The organism is Filobacillus milosensis, from assembly GCF_004402015.1.
GTDB lineage: Bacteria > Bacillota > Bacilli > Bacillales > Alkalibacillaceae > Filobacillus > Filobacillus milosensis.
Genome location: NZ_SOPW01000012.1, coordinates 77,544 through 91,291, shown reverse-complemented (window position 1 = coordinate 91,291; position 13,748 = coordinate 77,544). Strand labels below are relative to the sequence as shown.

Below are 13,748 nucleotides of genomic sequence, written 5' to 3'. Positions count from 1 at the left end.
AACGATTGTTTCATGGCAGGGCCTCCAAGCGACGTTTTCAACGTCGTGCGGAAGAAAAATAGGTTCGCCAAACTAAGGGTGAAAAATGTCCATTTTATTGACAGAAGTTCACTATCCGCTAGTAACATACTGCTATCCGCTAGATTAGCACTTCTATCCGCCAGTAATGACGTCCTATCCGCCACCAAAAAAGAGACAGCCTTTTTAGACTGTCTCTTCAAATTACTATCCAACCATCTTCATGATGCCTATTCCAAGAAGCACCCAACCGATTAAAAAGGCTAGCCCTCCAATTGGTGTAATCATGGCGAAGGTTTTAATACTTGTAACTGAGTAAATATACAAACTACCTGAGAATAAAATGATTCCTACTAAAAATGTCCAACCTGCCGATGTGAGCATTGAACTGTCAAAACGCAGCATCAAAATACCTGTAATGAAGATTGCAGTTGTGTGAAACATTTGATACTGAACGGCTTTCTCCCAAGTAGCAAGCATTTTTTCACTTAATTTACTTTCCAATCCATGTGCACCGAAGGCTCCTAGAGCTACAGCGAGGAATCCGTTAATAACTCCAATTAATAATAAAGCTTTCATATTCATTCCCCTTTAATACGAGTTAAAAATCAAAGATGGATTCACCATTTGCGTCATCTTCATCCAATCGATGTTCAGAATTATTCTTCTGTTTAGGTTTAAATCCCATCATGCGAGCTTCTGCATCACTCATCGATGGAGTTGATTGTGTGGGTTCCACAACTTTTGGTTCTAAGTTTTCCAGGTCAGACGTTTCATAGCCAACCTCTTCATATGAATTAATAACCACATCAGCTAGTGATTTAATCACATGCATTTTAGCCATAACATGTTGATCTGATGTCGAATCATCTAAGTTTTTTAATTCATTCTTCATCTGACGGATAATCGCATTATATGAAACACCCATCTTGATCCTCCTATATTATCGAACTAACTCTAGTATAGCACCTAAGGTTTACACAGTCATATTAAATAAATTAGCAACAACAATCAAAATTAAAATAATAGGTACGATATATTTGATAATGACGTACCAGATATTAAACATGGCACTACTTTGGATTTCACTATTCTTTCGCGCTTGACTCTTGTCCAAATACCAACCTACAAAAAATGCCATAAGTAGCGCACCAAACGGTATAACGAAATTAGCAGTTACATAATCAATCATGCCTAAGATATTTTGGTCGCCAAAAGTGACACCGCTCCAGATGCCGAAGCCTAATGATGAAGCAATACCAAGTACAAAGATGATTATTGTACATAGATATGTCGCCGCTTTTCTCGACATACCAACCGTTCGCTTAAAGAACGATACTGGTAATTCGAGTAATGATACAGCTGATGACAAAGCAGCCATTGCTAGTAAAACGAAGAACACGACACCAACAATATTACCCATAGGCATACTAGCAAAAATAGTAGGTAACGTAATGAAAACTAGCGGTGGACCAGAACCTACTTCAAGACCAAAACTAAACACAGCCGGGAAAATCATAATACCTGCAATCACGGCAAAGATTGTATCCATCACACCGACGCCAATCGCAGCTGCAGGCAATCGATCTTTTGATTTTAAATAACTTGCATACGTTAACATACCAGAAACACCGATACTCAACGAGAAGAAAGCCTGACCTAAAGCTGTTAAATAAAGTTTTGGATTACTTAATTGTGACCAGTCTGGCTGAAATAAAAATTTTAATCCTTCGACTGCACCGTCTAACGTCAATACATAACCAGCCATAAAAATCATTAGTAATGCTAATCCAGGCATTAATATGACATTCGCTTTTTCAATTCCACCTTTAATTCCACGGATAACTATAAATAAGGTTAAACCTAGGAATAAAGCTTGCCACAGTAATGGATAAAGTGGATTCGCAATCCACTCTCCAAACACAGCGCCGAAACCGGCATCTGGTTCGGTCCAGTAAGCACCTGTAATATATTTATATAAATAAAATAAAGACCAACCTGCAACGACACTGTAGAAACTTAAAATTAAGATTCCACCAACAACTCCCATAAAGCCTGTCCAGTGCCACTTAGTATTAGGTGCTAAGTTTTTAAAGGAACCAACCGCATCCTTTTGACCTGCTTTACCTATGCTAAACTCATTAAGTAGTAACGGAATACCAATTAGGAAGACAAAGGCTAGGTAAACCATTAGAAATGTAGCGCCACCTAACTCTCCTGTCACATATGGAAAACGCCAAATGTTACCTAACCCCACAGCAGAACCCATGGCAGCTAACATAAATCCAATTCTGGTTTTCCATTGGTCTTGATTTTGATTCATGCTGAAACACCTCATTTTTGTTAATTTTTATAACTATAGCATATGGTAACGCTATCAATAAAGGGTAAATTTTAACGAATTGCAGTATTAACACATAACTCCACTGCGATAACGGGGTTTGAGCAGTTAAAATTTATTTTGCCCATTAAACAAAATAAATAGCACCGCCTGTTAAAAGCAGTGCTAAAATTATTCTTTCTCTATTTTTTTACTTTGATTTCACCTTTATGTTTCTCCCACACCCAACATACAAAGTCCTTTTCTTTAGGACAGAGGTCTCTTCCTAGTCTTGTCTCAAACTTGTTGACAAACCTATCATACTTATGCATTAATTAGTTCCTCCCCACACCTACAAAAATAGATACCCACCACTAATATATTCTTGTTGTCAACAAAATATGACATATGTAAGTAAACTTTGAAGAACCACAACCAACTTCATTATACACAAAAAAAGGTAATTTGTGGAGTATTTTTTGAAAATTTTAAAAATTTTATCTTGAATTATACATTTTTTTGCATTATTTGAAGTCCATCAGTTGTTCTCGGCGGGAATCAGCGACAATTAAAATCTCAGCTGCTTTTTTATACTTTTTCAATTTATAATATAAAATACCAAGCAACTGTTGATAATATTTCATATCAAAAGCTTGTCCTGTCACACGCAGGAATGGAATCGCGCGTTTGTTTAAATAATCTATTAGAACTTCTTTTTCATCTTCTACTAAATAATTTAAAACTTTAAATTTCATTAAGTAGTAATCAAGTGCGTATTCCTCAGCAAACTTTTGACCTGCTTCAATATATTGCTTCGCTTGTTTCAAGTCGCCTTTTAAATAATACATATGAGAAATTAAATAGCGAGAATGAATCAACTCTGTCTCATCAGTATCAACGCTTAAAGAATATTTAAGCAATCTCTCTGCTTCATCAAGCTCTCGTTTTAAACAATGAATTAAAGCGATGTGGAAGTAAATTTTAACGACTGAACGAGGATCTAACTTTTCATCTATTAGTTTAACTAAACGATTAAGTTGTTCTTTTGCCATCGAGAATTCATGAATAAACGTATAATTAGCGCTTAAAATGATTTCGCACTCTATTATTCTTGAATAGAATAATTTTTCTTGAAACTTTTTCAAAGCTAGACGCGCATACCGATTCGAGCTTAATACATTTTCTAAGTGACTATTTACTATTGCCAATAGCATTAAAAGTTCAGGGTCTTCAATATCCTGAAGAATACATTCAGCTTCTTTTAAATGTCTCAATGCATCAATATAAAGCCCTTTATTCTTAAGGAACTCACCATAAAACTTATGAAAACTATAAGGAGCGACATCTTCAAAAATATCCTCATACGTTTTTATATGGCGATGAATTTTGTCTGCTTTTTTGGGTTGGTTAGTTATTAAAAGATAACCAAATAAAGCCAAATAATATAGAAATTCCACATCATAAGGTTCATCTTCCAGTGAGCATTTCTTTAGTTGCTCAAAAGTTTCCTGAGCACCTGGCAAGTTATACTCATGTATTTCATTCAACCACTTATTGATCAGAGACATGTATGAAGGATCTACTGTATTTAACACTTTTTCTTTCGGTATGTTTAAGCGATTTGCGATAGCTAATAACAGATCATCATTAGCTGGTATTTGATTATTTTCAATTTTACTTAATTGAGTGACAGAGCAAATCCCCTCAGCTAATTGTTCTTGGGTCATGCCTTGATCATTTCTATGCCACTTAATCATCTTCCCAACTAAACTCATAATTCTACCTTCTTTTCTAGCTCTTTTTAAAAGGCACCATTGGACTCTGGCCGTTTAAAATGAGACGCTTCTTTTTTTATTAAGTTACAGCAAGCCTCCACAGGGAGACTCGCCGTACTTATCTTTTTCTATTTAATTACTATACAATAGCCCAATCACCGTTTTCGATGATTGCTTCTTTTTTACCATCTTTAGTCACACCATAGACCGTTAAATCTGCTGAGCCAATCATGAAATCTTCATGAATTAAGCTTGTATTTAATCCATTCTCTCTTAACTCATCCTGAGACATTTTATCTCCGCCTTTAAGCGTCGTCGGATAAGCTTCACCTAATGCCAGGTGACAAGATGCATTTTCATCGTATAGCGTATTATAAAAAATTAAGTCTGACTGAGAGATTGGTGAGGAATGAGGCACTAATGCCACTTCACCAATACGAACTGCACCTTCATCCGTATCTAATAAATGCTTTAAGGTATCTTCGCCTTTGTCAGCTTTATAGTCAGTCACTTTACCATTTTTAAAAGTTAGTTTAAAACCGTCTATTAAGTTCCCATTATAGTTTAATGGTTTAGTGTTCGTTACCGTTCCATTAATTCCTTCACGGTGTGGTGCTGTGTACACCTCTTCAGTAGGCATATTCGGGTTGAATTCTGCACCGTTTTCAGCAACAGCGCCACCGCCAGACCATACGTGGCCATCTGGTAGTTCAACTGTAAGTTTCGTACCTTCTGACTGATACTCTAGTGCATGATATTTTTTATCATTTAAATAATCGCGAATTTTATATAACGTTGCATTATGTTTGTTCCAAGCTTCAATTGGATCATTCTGATCGACACGAACGATTGAGAAAATTTGTTCCCAAAGAGCTGTGACAGCTTCTTCAGTTTCTTTTCCATCGTAAATTTTGTTTGCCCATTTTTCAGTTGGTACAGATACGATTGACCATTGGACGCGATCGTTCATCATGTAACTTCTGTACTCACTTAAAGCCTGACCTGATGCTTTTGATGCTTTTGCCACGCGTTCAGGGTCAACACCTTCTAATAAATCTGGGTTTGGCGCATAGATGGATAACACTGCTCCACCATCTTTTACGTGACTTACTTGCTTTTCAACAACCCACTCAGGTACATTCTCCAGAATATGTAGTGGCTCACGGTCATATTTTTTGCGAGTTAATACTTCATCGGACCAATCAACACGTACACCTTCAGCACCTGCATCATATGCAGCCTCAACTACATAGTGTACGAACTCTCTTGCTTCAATGGGTGCATTAATTGCTAGTGCTTGTCCTTTTTGGATGTTAACACCTTTTTCTACTGTCAATTTTGCATACTTCTCTAATTCTTCTTTTGTTGGAATCATATTTGACACTCCCTCGATCACTTTTCTTCTATTATTTCATATTTTGGTAAGTAAAAAAAGTTATTACTTGGTAAACCTAAGACTTTTTGATTATTTAATGAGAATATTCGAGCTAATTAAAATTAGAAGTATCTCTATTTTTTGGATTAATGTAGTGACTGGTCCGTTTAATGGAGTTATGTACCTGATTAACAGAGTGCAGCTTTCGATTAATTGAGTTGGACTTACGATTAATGGAGTTACATTCATTAATAACGAAGTAGCTTTACTTTTTAATAGAATTTACTTATTAAATAATAGTGGGCCCCCTCTTCTTGCATAGAAATCCTGAAATAAGCGCACTAATTAATGGAGTTTGTATCGTGATTAAAAGAGTTGAGTTTTTGATTAATGGAGTTACTTGTTTGATTAATGCAGTTACTTTATTTTTTATTTGAATTTCAGCAATTTCATAGCTTATTAAAAAAAACAGCCCCTCTAATGAGGAGCTGTTGTACTTTAAGATACCTCTGACATATCAATTTGGTTGGCACTTGGATCGTTGAATCGATCTTTGTTATGAGTACCTAATACCCTTGAAGTAATGGTACCTGAAGTCATGGCGCCGTTTACGTTTAGCGCTGTACGACCCATATCAATTAGTGGTTCAATTGAGATTAATAGTCCCGCTAAATAAACTGGCAGATCCATTGCTGATAGTACGATAAGTGCTGCGAATGTTGCGCCACCACCAACTCCAGCTACACCGAATGAACTAATACCAATGATTAATACCAGCATGAGTAAGAAGCTTGGTTCCAATGGGTTAATTCCAACAGTTGGTGCAATCATGACTGCTAACATAGCAGGATAGACACCTGCACAGCCATTTTGACCAATAGTTGCCCCGAATGAAGCCGACATATCCGCTACCCCATCAGGTACACCCAGGTTGTTTTTCTGCGTTTGAATATTAAGCGGTATCGTACCCGCACTTGATCGTGATGTAAAAGCAAATCCTAGTACTGGCAATACTTTTTTCAAATATGTTAGAGGGTTTAATCCCGAGAAGCTAATTAATAATAAATGGATTACAAACATAATGAGTAGTGCTACATAAGACGCCGCAACAAATTTAGACAGTTCTATGATTCCACCTACATCTGTTCGTGCTACTGTGTTAGCCATCAGACCTAAAATACCATACGGTGTTAAACGTAAGATAAGTGTTACAATGCGCATAACTACACCATAAACTGCGTCTATCATTTTAGTGAACATTTCGGCTTGTTCCGGCCTTTTACGTCTTAGTCCTAGTACGGCAATGCCGATAAATGCTGAAAAAATAACAACTGCAATCGTAGATGTTGCACGATCACCTGTCATATCTTGAAATGGATTTGTAGGAATAAACGCTAGAATACGCTCAGGTGTTGACATATTCTGTACATCGCCTAATCGATCTTCTAAATACATCCCACGATCTTCTTCAGATTGGCCAGCTTCAATTTGATCAGCATTTAAATCAAAGGCAACTGACGTACCCACCCCAATAACGGCGGCGATCATAGAAGTACCAATAAGTATTCCGATAATCCATCCAGACATTTTACCTAACTGTGAAGTTTTTTCTAAATTAGTAATGGCTTTTATGATGGATACCATAACTAGTGGAATGACGATCATCATTAGCAGGCGAATATAGCCTGACCCTACTAATGAATACCAATCGGTTGTACTTGATACTACATTACTGTCTGAACCATAGGCAATTTGAAGAAAAATTCCTAACAGCACCCCTAAGCCTAATCCAGTAAAAACTCTCTTACTAAAAGTGATATGTTTCTTTTGCATTTGAAATAAAACAGTAAGCAATAACAACATGATGATTATGTTTAAAATTAATAACATTTGTATTCCCCTTTCATATGTTATATTTATATTTGATAATACCTATAAGGTTACTCGACTTTATTACTATATTATGATTTATTAGCGAAGTCAATGAGAAGGTTTTCAAATTTAATAGTACAATTATTCAGTCATTTTGAATTTAAAAAACCAGCCAAAACGTTATTCATTTCGACTGGTTTAGTTGCTTTCTTTAAGACTCTATCCAATTATTTATCCTTGCAATAACACCTTTCAAAAATCCTTCATCTAAAGCGTTTTTGTAAACCGTTTCGAATGCTCTTTGTCGATCTTGTATAGACTTCAAACAGTTCGTGGCTTTCTTGGTCTCCTTTTTATATTTTCCTTTTAACTCTAATATTTGTTCTTGATAATCTTGATCGGGATTACCATCAATAAATAATTCATAGACATCATAAATTTCATCATTTGAGCGTTGAGGTTCGTGTTCATGCGGTGCTGTTGCGTCGAAAATCGCTAATCCTAGTTCACGAAGGATAATCATATCTAAACTTTCAGGGTCAAATCCACAATGATAAATTTCAACGTCATAACCTCTTTGTTCTGCTTCTTTCACAATCTTCTTAAGCATCGTAGATTTACCAGTTCCTGAGCGCCCCTTAATAAAAATCCGTTCTTCAACATCTTGAGTTAAATCCAGCACAAAATCTATTGGTCCATCAGGTGTAGCAGCACCTAAATATCTGTTTACAACTGTTGATTTTTTATTTAACCAACTTGCTCTAAAAATGCGCCTAATCAGAACATCAGTCTCTTTATTGGCTTTATCGACATTCAAAAACTGAATATATATTTTTTCAACTTCTTCATGATACTTTAATCCATTTTCAAAATGATTGATTGCTCTTTGATAATAGTTTTTGACTTCTTCACGTACTTGGATTAAATAGTCTTTGTGTTTAGCTAAGTATTCATAATCATAGCCTTCACCAATGTAAATCAGATTTTCCAGCAGTTTAGGAAAAGCTAATTTCTTATTTCCCACCTTTGTTCGATCTATAATTGCCAGTCGTTTTTCTGGTATGACTACCGCTTCTAATTGATTGGGTTCTATATGATTATAAACACAGCCAACTTCATAGTCCTTCTCATAAGTTTTTACTATTTCATTAAGCATTGGGTGCACAATTGAAGTAAATCCGCCTTCTATATACAACACTCTGTCTAAATTAGATATAAGTTCATCATAAAAACGATAATAGCCTTTTGCTGTTGTCCCACCCAAGAAGTAAGTTCTTCTCATGTTTGGCCTCCCTCAGTATTAGTCGTTATATTAGTATATGTTTTTTCCAAAATAAAAAGAACTAACCCCTAAAAAGAGATTAGTTCTTCCTAACTAAATTATTATTAGTCTTTATCTAACGGATTAACTTCGTCTTCATCATCCTCTTTGCTCGATGAGAACCAGCCAATTACAGCAATGATGACAAGGATAATGTAGAATGTCGCTTTCCAAAGCGTTGAATGAGCAAAATCATAAGGGATCCAACCTATATCTTCGTGAGAAAGCGTAATGACAGCTAACTTAACACCAACCCAACCTACAATAATAAAAGCTGCTGTCTCCAAGCCAGGTCGTTTCTTTAGCAGTTTCACAAAATAAGTTGCTGCAAAACGCATGATGATTACACCGATTAGTCCACCTAAAAGAACGACACTAAATTTACCACCATCCATACCGCCAATTTGAGGTAATGGTGTATTAGGTAATGCCATTGCTAAAGCAACTGCTGCTAAAATAGAATCGACAGCGAAAGCAATGTCAGCAAACTCTACTTTAACGACTGTCATCCAGAAGCCTGATCCTTTTGAATCTCTTTCAGCATCGGCTTCTTCAGGTGTTTTCTTTTCTCTTTTCTTTACGTATTTTTTAACTAAATGATTGATTGCGATATACAGTAAGTATAGAGAACCTAAAGCTTGAACCTGCCATACATCAACTAAGAACGAAATAATAAATAAAGAACCTATCCTTAGAACGAAAGCTCCGAAAAGACCGTAAAATAATGCTTTCTTACGTTGTTTCTCCGGCAAGTGTTTAACCATGATTGCTAGAACTAATGCGTTGTCTGCCGCTAAAATACCTTCTAATCCAATAAGTACAAGTAATACCCAACCATATTCTAATAATAGTGCTGTATCCATGTTTCCGATCGCTCCTTACCCCTATAGTTTAATAACAAATCAGGCTTTTTTATACCGAAATATATCATAAAAATAAATCATTTTTTGTAGCTTATCATGATACAATTCATATTCCCTTTTTGAGGACCCTTTACTCTGTCAATTGATTTAAGGTACTCAGTATTAAAAAAAGCCATTACCGCAAACGCATACGGTAATGGCTTCATTACAATTAAATATAAAAAAACCTTTACGAAAACAGATGCGTTTACGTAAAGGTCTCGCTTACAACTTAAACGTACGTTGCCGAAATAGCCGGAGATATTTGTATCTCGTCATGACGACTATATCGTAATAAGCTACTCCCCTTTAGGGAATATTTAGATGTTAATTTTATTATATGTATATAACTATGTATTGTCAAATAATTCGCAACACAGTCACAAAATAAAAAACCTGGTAAAGCTTTAACTTTACCAGGTCTCACTTAATAGATTACTCTCCTGAAACTTCTTCAATTTCTTTCTTTAACTTGTCATAAATTGCAGGATCGATACCTTCAACTTCATTCTTGTAGTACTCATGTACAGGTTCTGCAACCTTCTTGAATTCTGCAATTTGCTCATCTGTTAGCTCAATAATTTTAGTGTCATACTCAGAATCATTTTTAATTGCTTCAAGTCCTGCATCGTTTTGCTTCTTCTGCTCTTCAAATACCCAGCTTTGCATTTCTTCAACTGTTTCATCAATTAATTGTTTCTCAGCATCGCCTAAACCGTTATACCACTCAGTATTCACTGTTGTCATAGCGATATAGTTGTTATGACGAGAAATAGTAAGTGTATCTTGTACTTCGTGGAAACTAGCTGATTCGATGAAGAAAACAGGGTTTTCCTGTGCGTCAACAGTTTCACGGTCTAGTGCTGTGTAAAGCTCACCCCAGCTTAATGACTGAACTGATGCACCATAAGCATCATAAGTTTTCTTCATTAGTGGTGATTCCTGTACACGCATGTTTAGGCCTTCCCAATCAGAAGGTTTCTCAATACCTACGTTACTCGTCCACGCCATTGAACCTTCACTCCAGAAAGCTAATGGTGAAATACTATGTTCTTCATATTTAGCTCTTAGGTCTTTGTTTAGAGCTTCACTTGTGTTAAGTACTTCTTGTGTTAACTTCGGATCTGCCGGGAAGAAATAGTGTAATGAGAAAATCTGACCATCTGGTACCTGACCACCTGTGAAACCAGGTGACATTACTGCCATTTGTACACCGCCATCTTGTAATAGCTGTGCCTGGTCAACCTCACTACCTAAAGCACCATATTCATAAGGTGTTACAGTAATTTTACCATTTGTTTTTTCCTTAATACGATCAGCAAATTCTGCAGCATATTCATACTGAACTTGGCCTTTTAATTCTTCCGTTACGAATTCCCATTCTTGCTCTTCGTATTCAACATCACTTGCACTTTCTGATCCACTGTCTCCAGAATCATTTTCGCTTTCCTCTTGACCTTCTTCGTTGTTTCCAGTGTCTTCATTGTCATCTCCGCCACATGCCGCTAGTACTAAGCTTAGCGATAAAATGGCAACTAACATTAAGAGAAACTTCTTGTTAAAAATAATAATTACCCCCTAAGTAATTTTGAAATATTTTATTTAAAGTGGTTAAAAAACTCACTTTATAACTAATTAATTAACGCTAATGATAATTGTGGGAACAATATTAGTAATACCCCAATCACCAATAACATTGCAATGTATGGCGGTGTACTCTTAATAACTTCGAGATACGGTTTCTTAAACACCGCACTGGCTGTAAAGATATCGACTCCAAACGGTGGTGTTGCAGAACCTAAGGCTGCTTGGAATGTAATGATAATTCCAAGGTGTATCAAATCGATCCCAGCAGATTGAGCTGCCGGAACAAAGATTGGAGTTAGTATTAAAATAACTACAATCGGATCCACAAACATACAACCAATAAAGAAGAAGATACTTACAATTGCTAAGACATATAATTGGCTTGGATCAGTACCCAACACAGCTTCAGTAATTTGCTGTGGAATTCTAGCGTAACCTAAAACCCAAGTAAACATCTGTCCACCGGCAACAAGTATAAATACCGCAGATGTTACTAAACCTGTAGATAAAGCAATTTTGGGTATTCGTGTAAAAGGTATCGTTCTAAAAATTAGAACCTCTAAAATTAATGCGTACAGAACAGAAATACCTGATGCTTCTACAGGTGTAAACCACCCTTGGTAGATTCCTCCAACAATTAAGACTGGGAAACCCAAAGGTAATAAAGCTTTCTTAAAGAAATGAAACCTTTCTTTCCAACTAGCTTTTGGAGCCAAAGGCAAATTTTTAACTTTTGCATAAATAATACTGTATATAGCAAATGCTAAAAATACAATCAGACCTGGAATAATACCTGCGATAAATAAATCACCAACAGAAACTCCTTGACCTGCAGCTAAAGCATATATAATCATCCCGATACTTGGTGGGATTAATAATGCTACGTCACTTGAATTAATAATGAGTGCCATAGCACTAGAATCTTTATAACCATTTTTAAGTAAACGCTCCCTCATCGGACGACCAATTGCAACAACGGTCGCTTGAGTGGAACCAGAAATTGCACCAAACATAGTACATGATGCTGCTGTTGTAACAGCGTATCCACCGCGGATATGTCCAATAAACGACCCTACAAAGTCCAGTAACCTTTGGGACGTTTTCCCTGCTGTCATAATATCAGCTGCAAATATAAATAAAGGTACACATAATAAAACTGGTGACTCAATACCCGTTAAGAGCTGTTTCATAAATGTATTCATTAATAGATCTAATTTGTCTCCGTTATAAATAAACATGACGAGTAATGGCCCTAATATTAACGGGATCATCATTGGAAAATTTAAAAATAGGAAGACGATCATTATAGACAATAATGTAGCTAACATATTAAGGTCCTTTCCAACTCATTTTATTTTTCTAAATTTTAGCTATGTTAATGTTGATTCTGCGAATCGCTACAGGCGGACGCTTTCCGAAGACCTGGACGGTCAAGTGTCAACGTTGTCCACAAATGCTACTTGCATTACTTCTTTGTTTTAATTTGCGCCGAGTAATCGCAGGCGCAGGACGTGGCCGGTTTTAGTCGACCAGGAGTCGCCGCCTTTCGCATTTCGTATAAAAATATTCCACTTAACTTATCAACGATCTTTAACAACTCTCATATTTTAAACAGACGAAATATCTTCTAATTTAACTTCCTTATCTTTTTCATCGTTGTAATCTACTGCATCAGTTCCTAAGTAAACTTTATCTTTTGCCTTTTTAGTGAAATTCACAAATGTGTTACGAAGGAATTGAACACCAGTTACAAAGAAGCCTATTGGTAAGAAAATATACATTAAATAACGTGGTAGTTGTAATGATGTAGTAATCGCATTACTTTCATACTCAGCCATCACAAACCCATAAGTATAGTAAGCTAACACAAACATCACTGCTGCTGTTACAAGATTAATGATAATCATCATAACTTTTCTTACTTTCATAGGTGCAAAGTCATAAAAAGCAGACATGCTGATATGACGGCCTTTTCGAGCAACATAACTAATTCCTAAGAATGTGGTAATGATGATTGCAAACTTACTTACTTCATAAGCAAAGTAGAAGGCACCTGAATCAAAAAGTTCACGAGCGAATACATTTCCAACAATCATGATTGAAATTAAAATGATTGAAAAGCTTAAAAGGAATTCTTCCAATTTCATAAAAGCTCGATCAACTTTGTTGAATACACTTTTAACTTTATTCACTTTTTTCCTCCCTCCGAACCGGATCATCTATCGTAAATATGTAAAAATCCCATGAGTCCTCTATTTAATAATATCGAATACAAACCTGTATATACAAACTTCGTATTAACGGATATAAATGTAAAATCTTTTCTATTACATGTTTGTTTTGGTCACAAAATTATTATTCTCTCTTATATTTTAAAATACTCGCGATTAGATAAAAATACTCACAATTCAAGGATACGTATGTAAGTTTATGTTTAATATAATGATAATTATTATATCATCAAAATATTTGATGCTCTGCACCTACTTCTATATACCCACATAAAATACCTTCTAAACTTCTTTTGGAATATTCTTATCTGTTTCCTGAAACATCTAATCATAAATAATATCACGCT

Annotated in this window: 11 protein-coding genes; all 11 read right to left on the bottom strand. The window is 35.7% G+C overall.

Translation table 11 applies throughout. The features are described from left to right. Positions 1-225: 225 nt before the first annotated feature. The 11 genes from E3U55_RS11675 to E3U55_RS11625 all read right to left on the bottom strand — a co-directional run bounded on the left by E3U55_RS11675 (position 226) and on the right by E3U55_RS11625 (position 13,362). A complete protein-coding gene (locus E3U55_RS11675) occupies positions 226-597 on the bottom strand; it encodes a DUF423 domain-containing protein (protein ID WP_134340673.1) in 372 nt (123 codons plus the stop codon). 22 nt (positions 598-619) lie between these two features. After that, a complete protein-coding gene (locus E3U55_RS11670) occupies positions 620-946 on the bottom strand; it encodes a DUF5327 family protein (RefSeq protein WP_134340672.1) in 327 nt (108 codons plus the stop codon). A 48-nt stretch (positions 947-994) separates the two neighbouring features. Beyond that, complete coding sequence (locus E3U55_RS11665; RefSeq protein WP_134340671.1) at positions 995-2,341, bottom strand: sodium-dependent transporter; 1,347 nt, start codon at positions 2,339-2,341, stop codon at positions 995-997. 521 nt (positions 2,342-2,862) lie between these two features. Continuing rightward, positions 2,863-4,113 carry a helix-turn-helix domain-containing protein gene (locus E3U55_RS11660; protein WP_134340670.1) on the bottom strand — a complete coding sequence of 417 codons (1,251 nt, stop codon included), beginning with the start codon at positions 4,111-4,113 and terminating at the stop codon, positions 2,863-2,865. A gap of 139 nt (positions 4,114-4,252) precedes the next feature. Continuing rightward, the gene (locus E3U55_RS11655; RefSeq protein ID WP_134340669.1) at positions 4,253-5,488 is read right to left on the bottom strand and encodes an aminopeptidase; all 1,236 of its coding nucleotides are present in this window, start codon (positions 5,486-5,488) and stop codon (positions 4,253-4,255) included. A 498-nt stretch (positions 5,489-5,986) separates the two neighbouring features. Beyond that, entirely contained in the window at positions 5,987-7,378 is a 1,392-nt protein-coding gene (locus E3U55_RS11650) for an L-cystine transporter (RefSeq protein ID WP_134340668.1), read from the bottom strand. 193 nt (positions 7,379-7,571) lie between these two features. Then, positions 7,572-8,642 carry a hypothetical protein gene (locus E3U55_RS11645; protein WP_134340667.1) on the bottom strand — a complete coding sequence of 357 codons (1,071 nt, stop codon included), beginning with the start codon at positions 8,640-8,642 and terminating at the stop codon, positions 7,572-7,574. A 104-nt stretch (positions 8,643-8,746) separates the two neighbouring features. Beyond that, on the bottom strand, positions 8,747-9,544 hold the full coding sequence (locus tag E3U55_RS11640) for a TerC family protein (protein ID WP_134340666.1): 798 nt from the start codon (positions 9,542-9,544) through the stop codon (positions 8,747-8,749). A gap of 474 nt (positions 9,545-10,018) precedes the next feature. Further along, positions 10,019-11,125, bottom strand: a complete 1,107-nt coding sequence (gene dctP / locus E3U55_RS11635; protein ID WP_228547550.1) for a TRAP transporter substrate-binding protein DctP — start codon at positions 11,123-11,125, stop codon at positions 10,019-10,021. An 89-nt stretch (positions 11,126-11,214) separates the two neighbouring features. Next, a complete protein-coding gene (locus E3U55_RS11630) occupies positions 11,215-12,498 on the bottom strand; it encodes a TRAP transporter large permease (RefSeq protein ID WP_134340664.1) in 1,284 nt (427 codons plus the stop codon). A 279-nt stretch (positions 12,499-12,777) separates the two neighbouring features. Further along, positions 12,778-13,362: a TRAP transporter small permease gene (locus tag E3U55_RS11625; RefSeq protein WP_228547549.1), complete on the bottom strand. Its 585-nt coding sequence runs from the start codon at positions 13,360-13,362 to the stop codon at positions 12,778-12,780. Positions 13,363-13,748 lie beyond the last annotated feature (386 nt).

Bases quoted from the DNA above. Each gene is read 5' to 3' on its own strand.
- E3U55_RS11675 (WP_134340673.1), bottom strand. From the start codon at position 597: ATGAAAGCTTTATTATTAATTGGAGTTATTAACGGATTCCTCGCTGTA.
- E3U55_RS11670 (WP_134340672.1), bottom strand. From the start codon at position 946: ATGGGTGTTTCATATAATGCGATTATCCGTCAGATGAAGAATGAATTA.
- E3U55_RS11665 (WP_134340671.1), bottom strand. From the start codon at position 2,341: ATGAATCAAAATCAAGACCAATGGAAAACCAGAATTGGATTTATGTTA.
- E3U55_RS11660 (WP_134340670.1), bottom strand. From the start codon at position 4,113: ATGAGTTTAGTTGGGAAGATGATTAAGTGGCATAGAAATGATCAAGGC.
- E3U55_RS11655 (WP_134340669.1), bottom strand. From the start codon at position 5,488: ATGATTCCAACAAAAGAAGAATTAGAGAAGTATGCAAAATTGACAGTA.
- E3U55_RS11650 (WP_134340668.1), bottom strand. From the start codon at position 7,378: ATGTTATTAATTTTAAACATAATCATCATGTTGTTATTGCTTACTGTT.
- E3U55_RS11645 (WP_134340667.1), bottom strand. From the start codon at position 8,642: ATGAGAAGAACTTACTTCTTGGGTGGGACAACAGCAAAAGGCTATTAT.
- E3U55_RS11640 (WP_134340666.1), bottom strand. From the start codon at position 9,544: ATGGATACAGCACTATTATTAGAATATGGTTGGGTATTACTTGTACTT.
- dctP (WP_228547550.1), bottom strand. From the start codon at position 11,125: ATGTTAGTTGCCATTTTATCGCTAAGCTTAGTACTAGCGGCATGTGGC.
- E3U55_RS11630 (WP_134340664.1), bottom strand. From the start codon at position 12,498: ATGTTAGCTACATTATTGTCTATAATGATCGTCTTCCTATTTTTAAAT.